This window comes from Pseudomonas sp. G2-4 (genome assembly GCF_030064125.1).
GTDB lineage: Bacteria > Pseudomonadota > Gammaproteobacteria > Pseudomonadales > Pseudomonadaceae > Aquipseudomonas.
In genome coordinates this window covers 1,385,399-1,403,113 of sequence record NZ_CP125957.1, presented here as the reverse complement: position 1 = coordinate 1,403,113, position 17,715 = coordinate 1,385,399, and the positions used below count along the sequence as shown (strand labels likewise).

At 60.0% G+C, this 17,715-nt stretch carries 14 protein-coding genes; 10 read left to right on the top strand and 4 right to left on the bottom strand.

Going from position 1 to position 17,715, the window contains the following annotated elements:
• Positions 1–91 precede the first annotated feature (91 nt).
• Entirely contained in the window at positions 92–1,519 is a 1,428-nt protein-coding gene (arcD, locus tag QNH97_RS06245) for an arginine-ornithine antiporter (protein ID WP_283556066.1), read from the bottom strand.
• Positions 1,520–1,918: 399 nt separating this feature from the next.
• On the opposite strand from arcD (QNH97_RS06245), the gene arcD (QNH97_RS06240) reads away from it, so the two are divergent.
• From arcD (QNH97_RS06240) to QNH97_RS06215, 6 genes are all read left to right on the top strand, one after another.
• A complete protein-coding gene (arcD, locus tag QNH97_RS06240; protein WP_283556065.1) occupies positions 1,919–3,346 on the top strand; it encodes an arginine-ornithine antiporter in 1,428 nt (475 codons plus the stop codon).
• Positions 3,347–3,379: 33 nt separating this feature from the next.
• A complete protein-coding gene (arcA, locus tag QNH97_RS06235; RefSeq protein WP_283556064.1) occupies positions 3,380–4,636 on the top strand; it encodes an arginine deiminase in 1,257 nt (418 codons plus the stop codon).
• 70 nt (positions 4,637–4,706) lie between these two features.
• Positions 4,707–5,717, top strand: coding sequence for an ornithine carbamoyltransferase (locus QNH97_RS06230; protein ID WP_283556063.1), 1,011 nt, complete (start codon positions 4,707–4,709; stop codon positions 5,715–5,717).
• Positions 5,718–5,882: 165 nt separating this feature from the next.
• Complete coding sequence (arcC, locus tag QNH97_RS06225) at positions 5,883–6,812, top strand: carbamate kinase (RefSeq protein ID WP_283556062.1); 930 nt, start codon at positions 5,883–5,885, stop codon at positions 6,810–6,812.
• Between the two features lie 64 nt (positions 6,813–6,876).
• On the top strand, positions 6,877–7,236 hold the full coding sequence (locus QNH97_RS06220; protein WP_283556061.1) for a DUF5064 family protein: 360 nt from the start codon (positions 6,877–6,879) through the stop codon (positions 7,234–7,236).
• 234 nt (positions 7,237–7,470) lie between these two features.
• A complete protein-coding gene (locus tag QNH97_RS06215; RefSeq protein WP_210643161.1) occupies positions 7,471–7,647 on the top strand; it encodes a hypothetical protein in 177 nt (58 codons plus the stop codon).
• Positions 7,648–7,654: 7 nt separating this feature from the next.
• On the opposite strand, the gene QNH97_RS06210 is transcribed toward QNH97_RS06215, so the two are convergent.
• Positions 7,655–8,548 (bottom strand): helix-turn-helix domain-containing protein, encoded by an 894-nt coding sequence (locus QNH97_RS06210; RefSeq protein ID WP_283556060.1) that lies wholly within the window; start codon positions 8,546–8,548, stop codon positions 7,655–7,657.
• 175 nt (positions 8,549–8,723) lie between these two features.
• Between QNH97_RS06210 and pobA the strand changes: the two genes are divergently transcribed.
• Together pobA and QNH97_RS06200 are read left to right on the top strand one after the other, a co-directional pair.
• A complete protein-coding gene (pobA, locus tag QNH97_RS06205; protein ID WP_283556059.1) occupies positions 8,724–9,914 on the top strand; it encodes a 4-hydroxybenzoate 3-monooxygenase in 1,191 nt (396 codons plus the stop codon).
• A 128-nt stretch (positions 9,915–10,042) separates the two neighbouring features.
• Entirely contained in the window at positions 10,043–11,497 is a 1,455-nt protein-coding gene (locus QNH97_RS06200) for an MDR family MFS transporter (RefSeq protein WP_502944531.1), read from the top strand.
• Positions 11,498–11,732: 235 nt separating this feature from the next.
• Here QNH97_RS06200 and QNH97_RS06195 read toward each other — a convergent pair whose 3' ends face one another.
• Positions 11,733–13,082: a spinster family MFS transporter gene (locus QNH97_RS06195; RefSeq protein WP_283556057.1), complete on the bottom strand. Its 1,350-nt coding sequence runs from the start codon at positions 13,080–13,082 to the stop codon at positions 11,733–11,735.
• A gap of 367 nt (positions 13,083–13,449) precedes the next feature.
• Between QNH97_RS06195 and QNH97_RS06190 the strand changes: the two genes are divergently transcribed.
• Positions 13,450–15,630, top strand: coding sequence for a hypothetical protein (locus QNH97_RS06190; protein WP_283556056.1), 2,181 nt, complete (start codon positions 13,450–13,452; stop codon positions 15,628–15,630).
• A gap of 286 nt (positions 15,631–15,916) precedes the next feature.
• Here the strand turns inward: QNH97_RS06190 and QNH97_RS06185 are convergent, their stop codons facing one another.
• Entirely contained in the window at positions 15,917–16,222 is a 306-nt protein-coding gene (locus QNH97_RS06185; RefSeq protein WP_283556055.1) for a DUF2288 domain-containing protein, read from the bottom strand.
• Positions 16,223–16,562: 340 nt separating this feature from the next.
• Between QNH97_RS06185 and QNH97_RS06180 the strand changes: the two genes are divergently transcribed.
• On the top strand, positions 16,563–17,690 hold the full coding sequence (locus QNH97_RS06180; RefSeq protein ID WP_283556054.1) for a branched-chain amino acid ABC transporter substrate-binding protein: 1,128 nt from the start codon (positions 16,563–16,565) through the stop codon (positions 17,688–17,690).
• The last annotated feature ends 25 nt before the right edge of the window (positions 17,691–17,715 follow it).

Sequence of the window (17,715 nt, the reverse complement as noted above, 5' to 3'; positions counted from 1 at the left end):
CCCAAAAAACAGGGCCGCTACGCGCCCCAGCGGGAGCAAGCTCCCTCGCCACACTGACCGCCTCTAACTAGCCAGAAAGGCGACCTTCGCCTCACAGCGCCAAAAAACCACTGTACAACCCATAAGCCGCCACCCCCGCCCCCACCATCACGCAGGCAAAAATCCCCTTCTCCACGTGGGTAAACAGCGGCTGGCGCTGCTCGCGCTTGGCCTGGGCAAACAGGACCACCCCCGGCGCGTATAGCAGCGCCGACAGCAGCAGGTATTTCATGCCGCCGGCATACAGCAGCCATACCGCGTAGCACAGGGCAACGCTGCCGATGCACAGGTCTTTCATCCGTCGGAGCGAGCCCTGTTCGTAGGTTTCCCCCCGTACGCATAGCAGCACCGCGTAGGCCGCTGACCATAAGTAAGGGACCAGGATCATTGACGAGGCGAGATAGATCAGACTGGTGTAGGTGCTCGCAGAAAACAGGGTGATCAACAAGAACAGCTGGATCATTGAGTTGGTCAGCCACAACGCGTTGACCGGTGCACGGTGGACGTTCTCCTTGGTCAGGAACGCTGGCATGGTCTTGTCCCGGGCGGTGGCGTAAAGGATCTCGGCGCACAGCAGCGCCCAGGACAACAGAGCACCGAGCAGTGACACGGCCAGGCCCAGGCTGATCGACACTGCGCCCCAAGGCCCGACAATGTGTTCCAGTACACCGGCCAGGGACGGATTCTGCAACTGAGCCAACTCCGGCTGGCTCATGATTCCCAGCGACAGCACGTTCACCAGCACCAGCAGCGCCAGCACACCGACGAACCCGATGACCGTCGCCCGCCCCACGTCCACGCGTTTTTCCGCCCGCGCCGAGTACACGCTGGCCCCTTCGATCCCAATGAAGACAAACACTGTCACCAGCATCATGTGCTGCACCTGGTCCATCACGCTGCCCAGCTGTGGATTCATCGTCCCCCAGATATCGCGGGTGAAGATCTCCGCCTCGAACGCCACACTCGCGATGATGACAAACATCACCAACGGCACGATCTTGGCGATGGTAGTCACCAGGTTGATGAACGCGGCCTCCCTGATCCCTCGCAGCACCAGGAAATGCACCGCCCACAACAGCAATGAGGCACACCCAATGGCCACGGGGGTATTGCCCTGGCCGAACACCGGGAAGAAATACCCCAACGTGCTGAAGAGCAGCACGAAGTAGCCCACATTGCCCATCCACGCACTGATCCAGTAACCCCAGGCCGACGAGAAGCCCATGTAGTCACCGAACCCGGCCTTGGCGTAGGCGTACACGCCCGAGTCCAGGTTCGGCTTGCGATTGGCCAGGGTCTGGAACACAAAAGCCAGGGTCAGCATGCCCACGGCGGTGATGGCCCAACCGATCAGTACCGCACCGACCCCTGCCCGCGCCGCCAGGTTTTGTGGCAAGGAAAAGATTCCCCCGCCGATCATCGAGCCGACCACCAGTGCAATCAGTGCGCCGAGTCGTAGTTTTTCAGACGGCTGCGACATGGGTACTCACTTGTTAATTAAGTAGATAAAGCGACATAACGTTTTTGAATAACGCCATCCATTCAAAGTCCGTAGATTTATTATCCGGTTATTGTCCAAGACACTCATAAAAAAGGCCAACGACGATCGATTTTATTTCTGCCATGAAAACCGTCGAAAAAGTTGCGACTCAGTAGAATTCAACTAGTGTGAACACTCCCACCGGGGGACGAAATCCCCTTCACCCGCTCCCTCCAGAGGCTCTGAAACGGGCCTTTCAAATGACTCACGGACATCGACAGCAGCCGCTAACTGCTTCATTAGCAATGGAATGTTGCCATGCACTGATCCAGATCAGATATTCAAATTTAAAATCGACTTAGTCTATTGACTCTCTTTCTCCTGTATTGGAGTTATGCAATGTCTGATACCCCTGGAAAACTTCGACTCGGTGCGCTGGTCGCACTGGTGGTCGGCTCGATGATCGGTGGGGGAATATTTTCCTTGCCACAAAACATGGCCGCCAGCGCCGATGTCGGTGCGGTGTTGATTGGCTGGGCGATTACCGCCGTCGGCATGCTGACCCTGGCCTTCGTGTTCCAAACCCTAGCCAACCGCAAACCCGATCTGGACGGCGGGGTATATGCCTACGCCAAGGCCGGGTTCGGTGACTACATGGGTTTCTCGTCCGCCTGGGGCTACTGGATCAGCGCCTGGCTGGGCAACGTCGGTTACTTCGTCCTGTTGTTCAGCACCCTGGGCTACTTCTTCCCGGTGTTTGGCGAGGGCAATACCGTAGCGGCGGTGATCGGCGCGTCGGTGCTGCTGTGGGCCGTGCACTTTCTGGTGCTGCGAGGCATCAGGGAAGCGGCTTTCATCAACCTGGTGACCACCGTCGCCAAGGTCGTGCCGTTGCTGCTGTTCGTGCTGATCGCCGTATTCGCCTTCAAGCTGGATATCTTCACCGCCGACATCTGGGGCCTGAAAAACCCGGACCTGGGCAGCGTGCTGGATCAGGTACGCAACATGATGCTGGTGACCGTGTGGGTGTTCATCGGCATCGAAGGCGCCAGCATTTTTTCCGCCCGCGCCGAAAAACGCTCGGATGTGGGCAAGGCCACGGTGATCGGTTTTGTCACCGTGCTGTTGTTCCTGATACTGGTGAACGTGCTGTCCCTGGGGATCATGACCCAACCTGAACTGGCAAAATTGCAGAATCCGTCCATGGCCGCCGTGCTGGAGCACGTCGTGGGTCACTGGGGCGCGGTGCTGATCAGCGTCGGCCTGATCATCTCGTTGCTCGGCGCCCTGTTGTCCTGGGTGCTGCTGTGCGCGGAGATCATGTTCGCCGCCGCCAAGGACCACACCATGCCCGCGTTCCTGCGCCGCGAAAACGCCAACCACGTACCGACCAATGCACTGTGGCTGACCAACGCGATGGTCCAGTTGTTCTTGATCATCACCCTGTTCTCGGCCAGCACTTACCTGTCGCTGATCTACCTCGCCACCTCGATGATCCTCGTGCCGTACCTGTGGTCGGCCGCCTACGCGGTGCTGCTGGCGGTGCGCGGCGAGACCTATCAGAACGCCCTGGCGGAACGGCGCAAAGACCTGGTCATCGGCGCCATTGCCCTGATCTACGCGGTGTGGCTGCTGTACGCCGGCGGGGTCAAGTACCTGCTGCTCTCCGCCCTGCTCTACGCCCCCGGCGCGATCCTGTTCGCCAAGGCCAAGCGCGAGTTGGGCAAACCGGTTTTCACCTCCGTCGAGAAGCTGATTTTCGCCGCAGTGATCGCAGGCGCCCTGGTGGCCGCCTACGGCCTCTACGACGGCTTCCTGACCTTGTAACTGACTGATTGTTTTATCTGGAGGATCTTTGTAATGACCACAGAAAAAGTGAAGTACGGCGTTCATTCCGAAGCCGGTAAATTACGTAAAGTCCTGGTGTGCTCCCCAGGCCTGGCCCATCAGCGGCTGACCCCGAACAACTGCGATGAGTTGCTGTTCGACGACGTGCTATGGGTCAACCAGGCCAAGCGTGACCATTTCGATTTCGTCACCAAGATGCGCGAGCGTGGCGTCGATGTACTGGAAATGCACAACCTGTTGACCGACATCGTCGCCATCCCCGAAGCCCTGGACTGGATCCTGCAACGCAAGATCACCGCCAATTCGGTAGGCATCGGCCTGGTGCATGAAGTCGACTCGTGGCTGCGCAGCCTGGAGCCGCGCCAGATCGCCGAGTTCCTGATTGGCGGTGTCTCGGCCGATGATCTGCCGGACAGCTTCGGTGGCAAGACCATCCAGATGTTCCGCGACTTCCTCGGGCACTCCAGCTTCATCCTGCCGCCGCTGCCCAATACTCAGTTCACCCGCGACACGACCTGCTGGATCTACGGCGGTGTCACCTTGAACCCGATGTACTGGCCGGCGCGCCGCCAGGAAACGCTGCTGGCGAGCGCCATCTACAAATTCCATCCCGAGTTCACCCGCGCCGACTTCCAGGTCTGGTACGGCGACCCGGACCAGGAGCACGGCAACGCGACCCTTGAAGGCGGCGACGTGATGCCCATTGGCAACGGCGTGGTGCTGATCGGCATGGGCGAACGTTCGTCCCGCCAGGCCATCGGCCAACTGGCACTGAACCTGTTCAAGCACAACGCCGTGGAACGGGTGATCGTCGCCGGCCTGCCGAAATCCCGCGCGGCCATGCATTTGGACACTGTGTTCAGTTTCTGCGACCGCGACCTGGTGACGATTTTCCCCGAAGTGGTGAGCCAGATCGTCGCGTTTTCCCTGCGTCCTGACGAGAGCAAGCCCGGCGGCATCGACGTGCGCCGCGAGGACGGCAGCTTCCTCGACACCGTGGCCGCCGCCCTCAAGCTGCCGGCACTGCGAGTCGTGGAAACCGGCGGCAACAGCTTCGCCGCCGAGCGCGAGCAATGGGACGACGGCAACAACGTGGTGGCCCTGGAACCGGGCGTGGTGATCGGCTACGACCGCAACACCTACACCAACACGCTGCTACGCAAGGCCGGAGTGGAAGTCATCACCATCAGTGCCGCCGAGTTGGGCCGCGGCCGGGGCGGCGGTCACTGCATGACCTGCCCGATCATTCGCGACCCGATCGATTACTGACCTTCGAGCCTGGGCCAGTGTTTATCCAACGCAGCCCAGGGGATAACCGAAACCCAAGGAGATCCATATCATGGCGTTCAACATGCACAACCGCAGCCTGCTGAGTTTGATGCACCACACCAACCGCGAGCTGCATTACCTGCTGGACCTGTCCCGCGACCTCAAGCGTGCCAAGTACACCGGCACCGAACAGGCGCACCTCAAGGGCAAGAACATCGCGCTGATCTTCGAGAAGACCTCGACCCGTACCCGCTGCGCCTTTGAAGTCGCGGCCCATGACCAGGGCGCCCACGTCACCTACATCGATCCGGTGTCCTCGCAAATCGGCCACAAGGAAAGCATGAAGGACACCGCCCGCGTGCTGGGACGGATGTTCGACGCCATCGAGTACCGTGGCTTCGAGCAGGAGATCGTCGAGGAACTGGCCAAATTCGCCGGGGTGCCGGTATTCAACGGCCTGACTGCTGAATTCCACCCTACCCAGATGATCGCCGACACCCTGACCATGCGCGAACACAGCGACAAGCCGCTGCATGACATCAGCTACGCGTACCTGGGCGACGCCCGCTACAACATGGGCAACTCGCTGCTGATGATCGGCGCCAAACTGGGCATGGACGTACGCATCGGCGCACCGAAAGCCCTGTGGCCGCACCAGGATTTCATCGACCAGTGCCAGGCCTTCGCCGTCGAAAGTGGTGCACGCATCACCATCACCGAAGACCCTAAGGAAGCCGTCAAGGGCGTGGACTTCATCCACACTGACATCTGGGTGTCCATGGGCGAGCCGGTGGAAGCCTGGGACGAGCGCATCGAGCAATTGCTGCCCTACCAGGTCAACGCGCAGATGATGAAAGCCTCGGGCAACCCACGGGTGAAATTCATGCACTGCCTGCCCGCGTTCCATAACAGCGAAACCAAGGTCGGCAAGGACATCGCCGCACGCTATCCGAACCTGGCCAACGGCGTGGAAGTGACCGAAGAGGTCTTCGAATCCCCGGCCAACATCGCCTTCGAGCAAGCGGAGAACCGCATGCACACCATCAAGGCGATCCTGGTGTCGGCGTTGGCGGATATCTGAATACCGCCCGATCCCTGCTGAAGAGTTCTTCACTGTGGGAGCGAGCTTGCTCGCGATGGCGGAGTGTCAGCTTGCATTGATGTTGGATGTGCCGCCGTCATCGCGAGCAAGCTCGCTCCCACAGGGGGGACTGCCTTCTCGATCTATTTTTGAAAGGACCACATCATGCGCATCGTCGTTGCCCTGGGCGGTAACGCCCTCCTGCGTCGGGGTGAACCCATGACCGCAGACAACCAACGCAGCAACATCCGCACCGCGACTGAACAGATCGCGAAAATCCACTCCGGCAATGAGCTGGTCATCGCCCACGGCAACGGCCCACAGGTCGGCCTGCTGTCGTTGCAAGCGGCAGCCTATACCTCGGTCACGCCGTATCCGCTGGACGTGCTCGGCGCCGAAACCGAAGGCATGATCGGCTACATCATCGAGCAAGAACTGGGCAACCTGCTGGACTTCGAAGTGCCGTTCGCCACGCTGCTGACCCAGGTCGAAGTGGATGGCAACGACCCGGCCTTCCAGAACCCCACCAAACCCATCGGCCCGGTCTACAGCAAAGCAGACGCAGAAAAACTCGCCGCCGAGAAAGGCTGGGCCATCGCCCCGGACGGCGATAAATTCCGGCGCGTGGTCGCCAGCCCGCGGCCCAAACGTATCTTTGAAATCCGTCCGATCAAGTGGCTGCTGGAAAAGGGCAGCATTGTGATCTGCGCCGGCGGTGGCGGCATTCCGACGATGTACGACGCCAACGGCAAGTTGCAGGGCGTGGAGGCGGTGATCGACAAGGACCTGTGCTCGGCACTGCTGGCCGAGCAACTGGAAAGCGATCTGCTGGTGATTGCCACCGACGTCAACGCGGTCTTCATCGACTTCGGCAAACCGAGCCAGAAAGCCATCGCCCAGGCCCACCCCGATGACCTGGAAAAACTCGGTTTCGCCGCCGGCTCGATGGGGCCGAAGGTGCAGGCCGCCTGCGAATTCGCCCGCAATACTGGCAAGGTCGCGGTGATCGGTTCACTCTCGGACATCGACGCCATCGTCCAGGGCAAGGCTGGCACCCGCATCAGCACGGCGATACCAGGCATCGTTTATCGGTAACAGGAAACTTGCATGGCGGATCCAGGGTCTGCCTTACTCCCATGCCTTCGAAGGAGAGTCGTTTATGGCCATGTTCGAACCCGGTCACTTGCACATGGAACGCCACGCGCTGAACAAGGAAGATTTCAGCTACAACCTGTGCATCGACTACGAGGTTGCGCAGGACCCCAAGGAAGGCGCCGGCATGTCGTTCCGGGTGCATGGCACGGTCGAGGACAACACCTTGGACGAGACCTTTTTCCTGGCCAAGGATCAGGCCTTCGACTTCGCCCGCCATGCCACGCGCATCGCCCAGAAATACGGCCTGCCCAAAAGCGCCAGCATCGGCTCGATGCACAAGTACTACGATGAAATGTTCGAAGACGTGCGCCAGCAACTGGATGTGAAGCCGGGTGATCCGATGAAGCCTGAACACTTGGAATAACCCGGTCAAAAAGACCACCCCAACCCTGTGGGAGCGAGCTTGCTCGCGATAGCGGTGGATCAGTCAATACACATAGGGACTGACCCGGCCTCATCGCGAGCAAGCTCGCTCCCACAAAAGGATATCAGCGCCCTGAATGTCGGGTTAAATGCAACGTTTGCCTGACTGGCAACCCGCCACGGCTGACCTATGCTGAAAGCAGTACCCCAGGGTATTCGTTCAGAGGTCACCGCCATGAACATCAAAATAAAAAGACGCCTCGCGATTTTCGTCACTTGCGCCGCCACGCTGGCGCTGTATGGCACCGCGGCCTATCGGGTCGAGCAGGCCCGGCAGTTGCCCCGTGAATTCGCCAGTTGCAACTTCGAACGTTGCATCCCCCACAGCGCGACCCTGAACGCCTTGCGCTGAAGCGTGTTCAGTCGTCCTGCTGATCGGTCTTGAGCCGGTCGCGGAAGGCTTTGGGCGAGATTCCGACACGCCGGCGGAACAGCCGGGTGAAGTTGGTCGGGTCGGAAAACCCGAGCATCTCGGAAATCTCGTAAATCGTCAGGCCGGTGTAGGTCAGCAGGCGCTTGGCTTCCAGCAATTGGCGTTCATGCATGATCTGCAACGCCGGTTGCCCCGCCAGCTCGCGGCACGTGCCGTTGAGGTGCGACACAGAAATTCCCAGGCGATGGGCCAGGTCTTCGACCTTGACGTGCTGGCGATAGGTTTCTTCCACCAACTGAATGAACCCGTTGAGATATTCCCGGGCGCGCTGTGGACGCTGGGTAGAGGTGCGCCGCTGCATCACTTGGCGGCTGACCCAGACCATGATCACGCTGACCAGGGCATGCATCAGCATCTCCCGCGCCGGCTGATGGCCAACGTACTCGGCCTGCAAGGCACTGAACAGGCTGTTGAGGTAGGCGGCGTTTTCCCCGGCCGGGTAGCTTTCGGCCTGGGCCAGGATATTGACCGAATGGCCCAGCTGCGATTGCAGGTGCATCACCAGCGGTGCCGCCAGCGTCACCACATAACCTTCCACATCCTCTGAAAAACGAAAGCCATGGACCGACAGCGGCGGCAGGATCTGCACCGCCGGCTCGCCGAGTTGCGTGCGCTGGCCCTCGATTTCCAGTTCTGCCTGGCCCTTGAAGACAAACAGCAATTGGCAAAGATCAGCATGCCGATGGGGCTTGATCTCCCATTGGTGCTCGCGACTGCGCTTGGAAATGGTTTCGCAATGCAGCAGATCCGGGGTCGGCCAGTCCTGGCTTTCGCCGTAGAGCTTGAACACCGGGATCGAAGGCAGGTCAGGTTTTTTCATAACGTGGATCCGGGCCAGGGGTTGCGGGCGATAATCGCACCAATTGGCAGAAAGTACAGGTATCGGCTCAGTTTTCCCCTTCAATTGACAGGCCAGCAAGCGAAAAATGCAAGCACTCGGTCCATAACAATCAACACCGACCCTGGTCGCGTGCTTCGTGCGAGTCATAACAACAATGAAAACCCTCAAGACCCAAGTCGCCATTATCGGCGCCGGCCCCTCTGGCCTGCTACTCGGGCAGTTGCTGCACAACGCCGGCATCGACACTGTCATCCTCGAACGCCAGACCCCCGACTATGTATTGAGCCGCATCCGTGCCGGAGTGTTGGAGCAAGGCATGGTCGAACTGCTGCGCCAGGCCGGCGTCGGCCAGCGCATGGACACCGAGGGTCTGCCCCATGACGGCTTTGAGTTGGCGCTCAATGATCGCCGGGTGCACATCGACCTCAAGGGACTGACCGGTGGCAAAGGCGTAATGGTCTACGGCCAGACCGAAGTCACCCGTGACTTGATGGCCGCTCGTGAAGCCGCCGGCGCCCGCACGCTATATCAGGTCGATAAGGCCCAACCCCACGACATGCAAACCGACCACCCGTTCGTGACCTTCGAGCACCAGGGTGAAACCTGGCGCCTGGATTGCGATTACATCGCCGGTTGTGATGGCTTCCATGGCGTGGCGCGCCAGTCAATTCCCGCAGAAAAACTGAAAGTCTTCGAGCGGGTCTATCCGTTTGGCTGGCTCGGCGTCCTGGCCGACACCCCGCCGGTCCACGAGGAACTGGTTTACGCCCGTCACGAACGCGGTTTTGCCCTGTGCAGCATGCGCTCCAAGACCCGCACCCGTTATTACCTGCAAGTGCCCGCCGAGGAACAAGTGGCCGACTGGCCGGACGAGCGCTTCTGGGCCGAACTGAAAAACCGCCTGCCTGTTGATCTGGCCGAAGCGCTGGTGACCGGTCCATCCATCGAGAAAAGCATCGCGCCGCTGCGCAGCTTCGTGGTCGAACCCATGCAGTATGGGCGGATGTTCCTGGTGGGCGACGCGGCCCACATCGTCCCGCCCACAGGTGCCAAGGGGCTGAACCTGGCGGCCAGCGATGTCAGCACGCTGTTCAACATTCTGCTCAAGGTCTATCGCGACGGACGGGTGGATCTGCTAGAGAAGTACTCCGCCATCTGCCTGCGGCGAGTCTGGAAAGCCGAGCGTTTCTCCTGGTGGATGACCTCGATGTTGCACCGCTTCGACGACGACGCCTTCAACCAGCGCATCAGCGAAGCGGAGCTGGAGTATTTCGTCGACTCAGAAGCCGGTCGAAAAACCATTGCGGAAAATTACGTCGGACTTCCTTACGAGGCTATCGAATAGCCGCCTATCGACTTAAACTGCGGGCTCCGTCCCATTCGCCCTCTCGGCGGCCCGCAGGTTCTACCGTGACTCAGCTCAATACCCTCCAAGCCCCGACGCCAGCCATACGTAGCGTGCTGGTGGCCCTGATGCTGGCGATTTTCCTCGGTGCCCTGGACCAGACCATCGTCGCCGTGTCGATGCCGGCCATCTCCGCGCAATTCAAGGACGTCAGCCTGCTGGCCTGGGTGATTTCCGGCTACATGGTCGCCATGACCGTGGCCGTACCGATCTACGGCAAGCTCGGCGACCTCTACGGTCGCCGGCCGCTGATGCTGTTCGGCATGGGCCTGTTCACCCTGGCCTCGCTGTTTTGTGGCCTGGCGCAAAACATGGAGCAACTGGTGCTGGCACGGATTCTCCAAGGCATCGGCGCCGGCGGGATGATTTCCGTGAGCCAGGCGATCATCGGCGACATCGTGCCGCCCCGCGAACGTGGTCGCTACCAGGGGTATTTCAGCAGTATGTACGCGGTGGCCAGCGTGGCCGGGCCGGTGCTGGGCGGCTACATGACCGAATACCTGTCCTGGCGCTGGGTGTTCTGGATCAACCTGCCGCTGGGCCTGGCGGCCTGGTGGGTGGCCCGACGCACCCTCGTGGGACTGCCACTGCCGCAACGTACGCCGATCATCGATTACCTGGGCACCGTGTTGCTGATCATTGGCTTGACCGCCCTGCTGCTGGGCATCACCCAGATCGGCCAGGGCCATGCCTGGCACAGCCGCGAAGTGCTAGGGCTGTTGGGTTGCGCGGTGGTGGCGTTGGCGGTGTTTGTCTGGCATGAGCACCGAGCCCGGGAGCCGTTGCTGCCGATGCACCTGTTCGTCAACCGCAGCGCGGTATTGTGTTGGTGCACGGTATTTTTCACCAGTTTCCAGGCGATTTCCCTGACCGTGCTGGTGCCGTTGCGCTTTCAGAGCGTGACCGGTGCGGGCGCTGACAGCGCGGCGTTGCACTTGTTGCCGTTGGCGATGGGGCTGCCAATCGGCGCGTACTTCGCCGGACGCCGGACTTCGGTCACGGGACGCTACAAACCGATGATCCTGAGCGGCGCCCTGCTCTTTCCGTTTGCCATCCTCGGCATGGCCTTCACCCCGCCCAGTGCATTCTGGCTGAGCAGCCTGTTCATGCTGCTCTGCGGCATCGCCTCGGGCATGCAGTTTCCAACTTCATTGGTGGGCTCGCAGAACGCCGTGCGACAAGCGGACATCGGCGTCGCCACCAGCACCACCAACCTGTTCCGCTCCCTCGGCGGTGCGGTGGGCGTGTCGCTGATGTCGGCGTTGCTGCTGGCCTTGCTACAGGATTCAAGCTTTGCCCAGCTCGCCGGTTCATCGCCGATGGGCGAAGGACATTCCGGCAATGTGTTGCTGGACGGTCTGAACGCTGCTCCGGGAGAAGCACAGAACGCCTTGCGCCACGGGTTGCAGACCACGTTCAAGCATCTGTTGTTGATCAGCGCGGCGGTGTCGCTGCTGGGGTTATTGGCGGCGGTGGCAATGCCGGATCAACTGCTGCGTGGGCGGGATGACAAGGTTCGCTAGGCAGATAGAACCGCAGCCCCACAGGCCTGTGATTGAACCGGATCCGTGGTTCAACACAGGATCTGGTTGAACGCAGAACTCGTGGTTGGACACAAAACCCGTGGCGAGGGAGCTTGCTCCCGCTGGGGCGCGAAGCGGCCCCCTACTTTACCGGCGGACACTGAATTTTTGGGTCTGCTGCGCAGCCCAGCGGGAGCAAGCTCCCTCGCCACGGGGGAACGGCGTATGGCTTTAGTCAAGCCGGCGCCGCCACACTCCCCGGCGCCACCACCACACTCATCCCCTCCTTCATCCGCTGGGCATCGCGCACGAAACAGCGTGACGCCAGGAACAAGAACACCATGGTCAAGAGCAGCGCGACCGGTATCAGGTACATCGCGTCATGCAAGCCGATGGCCTTGAACGCTTCGGTCATTTGATCGACACCCGCAACCGCCATGGCCGTGTGAGCGAAGTAATCCGACAGGCCGCCGACCACCACCGGACCCAGGCCGCCGCCGAGCAAATACAACCCAGCGAAATACAACGCCATCGCCGTGGCGCGCAGGCGTGGCTCCACCACGTCCTGGATCGCGGTGTAGACGCAGGTGTAAAAGTTATAGGCAAACAACCAACCCACGCTGAACACCGCCACGAACACGCCGATTTCAATCCGCCCGGCATGCAATGCCCACGCCGTGGTAACCGTCGAAATAGCCAGGCTGAACGCAGCAAACAGCAGGCGCCCATTGGGTACCCGTTGATGAATCTTGTCGGCGACCCAACCGCCAAGGGTCAATCCGAATAACCCCGTCACGCCCACCATGATCCCGGTGGCCACGGCGGCCTCATGCAGCGGCATCAGAAAGTAACGTTGCAGCATCGGCACCAGGAATGAGTTGCAAGCATAGGTGGCGAAGTTGAAGCACAGCCCCGCCAACACCAGCCAGAGGAAGGTGGGAATCGCCAGCACCCGACGGATCGGCCGGTCGACCTTTTCCTGGGACACCTGCACGGTTTCCGCCGCGCCGCGCTTGGGCTCCTTGATGAAAAACATGAACACTGCCAGCACCAGCCCCGGCACCGCCGCGATGAAGAACGGCGCGCGCCAGCTGTCGAAAGCCTTGACCATCGCCCCGATGGTGAAGAATGCCAACAGCAACCCAATCGGCAGGCCCAACATGAAGATGCCCATGGCCCGCGCCCGGCGATGGGCCGGGAACAGGTCGCCGATCAGCGAATTGGCGGCCGGTGCGTAACTGGCCTCGCCGATGCCGACGCCCATGCGCACCACCAGGAACGCCCAGAAACTGCCGACCAGGCCGTTCACCGCTGTCAGTCCGCTCCAGGCCGCAAGCCCCCAGCCCATCAACTTGCTGCGCGAACCGGTATCGGCCATGCGCCCCAGCGGCAAACCGGCAATGGCGTAGACGATGGTGAAGGCGGTGCCGATGATGCCGATCTGGAAGTCGCTGAGGCTCCATTCCATACGGATCGGCTCGATGATGATTGCCGGAATGGTGCGGTCGAAGAAGTTGAACAGATTGGCCAGAAACAGCAGGAACAGAATGCGCCAGGCATTCGCCGCTTGGGTCGAGTTCTGCATGGGTCCGTCTCTTTATTGTTATGGGGCAACGGCGAGGCGTCCGAGCCCGGAATCTGCAATCTAGACAGTGGGGCGGGGGCTGTCTTCAATCATTCGCAAGGCTGATACCCGACCATGGCAAACCGGCGTGTCGCGGCACAGGGTCGCACCCGTTAAAAAATGCCATCATTTCGCCCATGCTTGATTAAAGATCATCCTTCAGCAGCCGATTCATCATGATCAGGAAAAAAGATTCTCCCAAGCGCAGCTCAGGCTGTAGCGCTGAGCCCTTGGGCCGACATTCGCGCCATTACAGACGCGAGCCCCCATCCGTGATGGTTCGATGGCACCCTTCTTCGAGCCGACCAGTCCAGACATATGGCGCACCATGACCTCTAAAAAAAATACGGCCACTGCGGTATCCGATCTGACCCTGAGCCCGGCCGCCAACGGCCCTGAAACCCCGAAGGCATCGAGCCGCTCGCGCCCCTTGGCAAGCCAGCAGTACCTATACTTCACCGAAACCAACACCGACCGGATCCTCGACAACCTCGATGGGCTGCGCGACGCGGTATTCCCGCGACCGCCCCACCTGGTGGAGGACGAGAGTGACCGCGCCCAGCAGGAATTCCCGTCGGTATGCCTGATCGGCCTGGGACGCTGCGGTTCCAACATTGCCCTGGACGTGGCGGAACTCGTGTACAACGCCCGCAAGTTCTACCTCAACGAATTCAATGCCGAAGACAAAGCCTACAGCGACAAGGGCTACAGCCCCGCCCAGTGGATCCGCAACAACCTGCGCCTGGGCACCAGCAAGGCCAGTAAGCCGGTGTTCCTGGTGGAGCCGCTGGTGATGCTCGGCGACCTGGACAAGGACATCGCCGGGCGCATCCGCTTCTCACGCAAGGGCGAAAAAAGCGGCTTTTTGCGCGACTACAGCAAAATGAAAATCATGGACCTGTCGGAAGTCCATGCCGGTGGCGCCGGTAACGCGCCGATCCTGGGTCAATACCTGGCCAAGATCATCCTGAACAAGGACACCCAGCGTTTCTCCAGCCCCGACTGGAAAATGATCCACTCGTACCTGATCGATAGCTGCGGCATCAAGGCCAACCAGTCGCGCCTGTACTTCTCGATCTTCAGTGCCGGCGGCGGTACCGGTTCGGGCATGGCCTCGGAGTTCGGCCTGGCCCAACAGTATTCGTACATGAACAAGACGTTCGACACCAAGCCGATGGACGAACACGACAGCAAGAGCGGTCATTCCTTCGTCTTCGAACCGATCTTCACCAGCGGCATCTGCGTGCTGCCGAACATCTCCGATCACCGTAGCGAAATGTCCGAAGCCCTGCACATCAACGCCGGACGCCTGCTGTGCAAATACCTGTCGGAAGAATGGGATTTCTCGTACAACTTCGCCAACGAAGACAGCAGCGAAGCCAGCGTCATGGGCCGTATCCGCCCGTGGAACGCGATGATGCTGATCTCCAACGACATCATGCGTTACGCCGAGGAGAGCGATGACGGCAACATCCAGAACATTGATGTCAATGCCATGGAAAAGCACGCCAACCAGTACATCTCCCAGCAGATTTTCAACATCCTGACGGCCCAGGCCGTGACCACCGACTACGACCAGAACTATTTCCGCCGTGCCGGCATCGACATCGGCGAAACCATTCGCCTGGACGCCAACGACCTGTTCATGAGCCTGGCTGGCCCGGTGGCGATTGCCTACGCCGAATCCGTCGTCCCGGAAACCCCGGCGCCCAGCGGCGACAAGTTCAAGGTGTTCGAGAAAGAACCGCCGCGCCTGAACATAGACGACCTGTTCTTCCGCTCCATCGACCTGCCGCACTTCAACAAAGTCACCCAGGCCATCGAAGGCATCAGCCTGCTGCCGATCGAATCGAAGCGCTACCGTGCCTCGCTGGAGCAGTACAAGAACTCTGGCTACGACGCTGCGGCGCTGCATGACCTGCACTTCTTCAAGAACTGCTCGTCGGTGGTGTCCATCGTCTCGTTGCCCAAGGACTACAAGCTGTCCTACATGGACCTGAACCGGCTCAAGACCCACCTCAACAGCCTGTTCCCCAACACCACGCTCAAGCGTTACGCATTGGTGATCGGCGCCTCGGCCAACTTGTCACTGACCACCCTGATCGCCAAGAGCCCGTGCCTGTCGGATGACTTCCTGACCCTGATCGTGGCCTTCATCAAACGCTGCTTCGCGCGCAACCCGTACCGTTTCGACGACACCCTGGACAACTCGATCCTGGACTTCATCATCAATGAAGACTTCGACGAAGCACGGATCGACGAACTGCTCAACGAATTCGAAAACCCGGCGAAAATCCTCGACACCAACTGGTACGCGATCAAGCCGATGTACGAGAAGAAATACCGCGAGCTGATCAGCGACAAGGACAAGTTCGTCTCGATCAACGACATCCGCCTGTCCCGCGACTGCGTGAAGAAGGCCATCAAATACCTGCGCGAGATCTACCGTCACCGCATTGGCAAGACCAAGGTTATTTCTCTGAACAACCATACTGGCAAGACTTACTGAGGCCAGGCGCAGCACCGCGTCGCCCCTCATCGCGAGCAAGCTCGCTCCCACATTGGACAGTGTTCACAATCCTCTGTGGGAGCGAGCTTGCTCGCGATGGCGGCCTCAAAGCCCCACACAAACAACATCCAGAAACAATTAAGCAGCCCAAAGGCTGCCCAATAAACTGTTCCCGTTACGTATACGTCACCCTCCCCTGTGGCGTTTCGCCACGGCAGGGTGCCATCACGCTACTCACCTACACACTTTCCCGCGATAACAATAACGAACCAAATTGGTGCGCAGATCAATTCGATGCTCTTTCCTGGATCAAAATCCAAGGTGAAACCACCACGGCCCAAAGCTGCGGATCACGCTCCAGAAAATCCAGCGCCCGCGTTTCAGACAGCTTGGCGACCTGCTCGGCGGCCAGCCAGGCGGCGACTTTGGTACCTTCGTCCTCGGCAACGGCTTCGGCCGCGGCGATCAAATCCAGTGCCGGATCGACCCACAATAGGGCACCCTTGGCGAAGAACGGCTCCAGCTCTTTCCAGGTAATAGGTGCGGTTTCACCAAGCAGTTTGGCATAGAGGGTGCTAGGTTCTTGATTCATGGGACCTGTCCGGAAAAGAAATCGGCGCGAATGATAACGTCGGTGGTCTGGCAGAAAAACCCGGTAGCAATTTGCAGCACCGATTGAAAAGCGCAGGAAAGCCAAGGATTGCCGATTTCACCGGACAAACCCCGCCGCCATTCTGTCTTTTTCTTTCAATTAAGCGACACCCTCAGGTTTTGCCCCCAAGCGCCAGCTTCCCTTGCCAACAATCGGCGCTCTACACTGTACCGGTACAGTTGCCGGGGGCATTTTCCGCGAGGATATCCAAGATATCTGACCCGGTTCTGCTGCTACGGCGCCAGGACTATAAAAACTACAACAGCATGAGTGGAGCACTATGACTAAGGCTACTAAGCAGATTTCCAAACTGTTTGCCGCTATGGTTCTGGCCGGGGTTGCCAGCCATTCGTTCGCCGCCGACACCATCAAGATCGGCATCGCCGGCCCAAAAACCGGCCCTGTAGCCCAGTACGGCGACATGCAGTTCAGTGGCGCCAAGATGGCCATCGAACAGATCAACGCCAAGGGTGGCGTCGACGGCAAGAAACTTGAAGCCGTTGAATACGATGACGCCTGTGATCCAAAACAAGCGGTCGCGGTCGCGAACAAAGTCGTCAACGACGGCATCAAGTTCGTGGTTGGCCACCTGTGCTCCAGCTCCACCCAGCCGGCTTCGGACATCTATGAAGACGAAGGCGTGATCATGATCACCCCGGCCGCTACCAGCCCGGACATCACCGCTCGCGGCTACAAGATGATCTTCCGCACCATCGGCCTGGACAGCGCCCAAGGCCCTGCGGCCGGCAACTACATCGCCGACCACGTCAAGCCGAAAATCGTTGCGGTCCTGCACGACAAGCAGCAGTACGGTGAAGGCATCGCCAGCGCTGTGAAGAAAACCCTCGAAGGCAAAGGCGTCAAGGTTGCCGTGTTCGAAGGCGTGAACGCTGGCGACAAAGACTTCTCCTCGATGATCGCCAAGCTCAAGCAAGCCAACGTCGACTTCGTCTACTACGGCGGCTACCACCCGGAACTGGGCCTGATCCTGCGTCAATCCCAGGAAAAAGGCCTGAAAGCCAAGTTCATGGGGCCGGAAGGCGTGGGTAACGACTCGATTTCGCAGATCGCCAAGGAGTCCTCCGAAGGCCTGCTGGTGACCCTGCCGAAATCCTTCGACCAGGATCCAGCCAACATTGCCCTGGCTGACGCATTCAAGGCCAAGAAGGAAGACCCAAGCGGTCCGTTCGTGTTCCCGTCCTACTCCGCAGTGACCGTGATCGCCGACGCCATCAAGGCTGCCAAGAGCGAAGACGCAGGCAAAGTGGCTGAAGCCATCCACGCCGGCACCTTCAAGACCCCTACCGGTGACCTGAGCTTTGACGCCAAGGGCGACCTGAAGGACTTCAAGTTCGTGGTTTACGAGTGGCATTTCGGCAAACCTAAAACCGAAGCTTCGCCTCAGTAAGGCCTGGCCTGACTGACTGCCAATA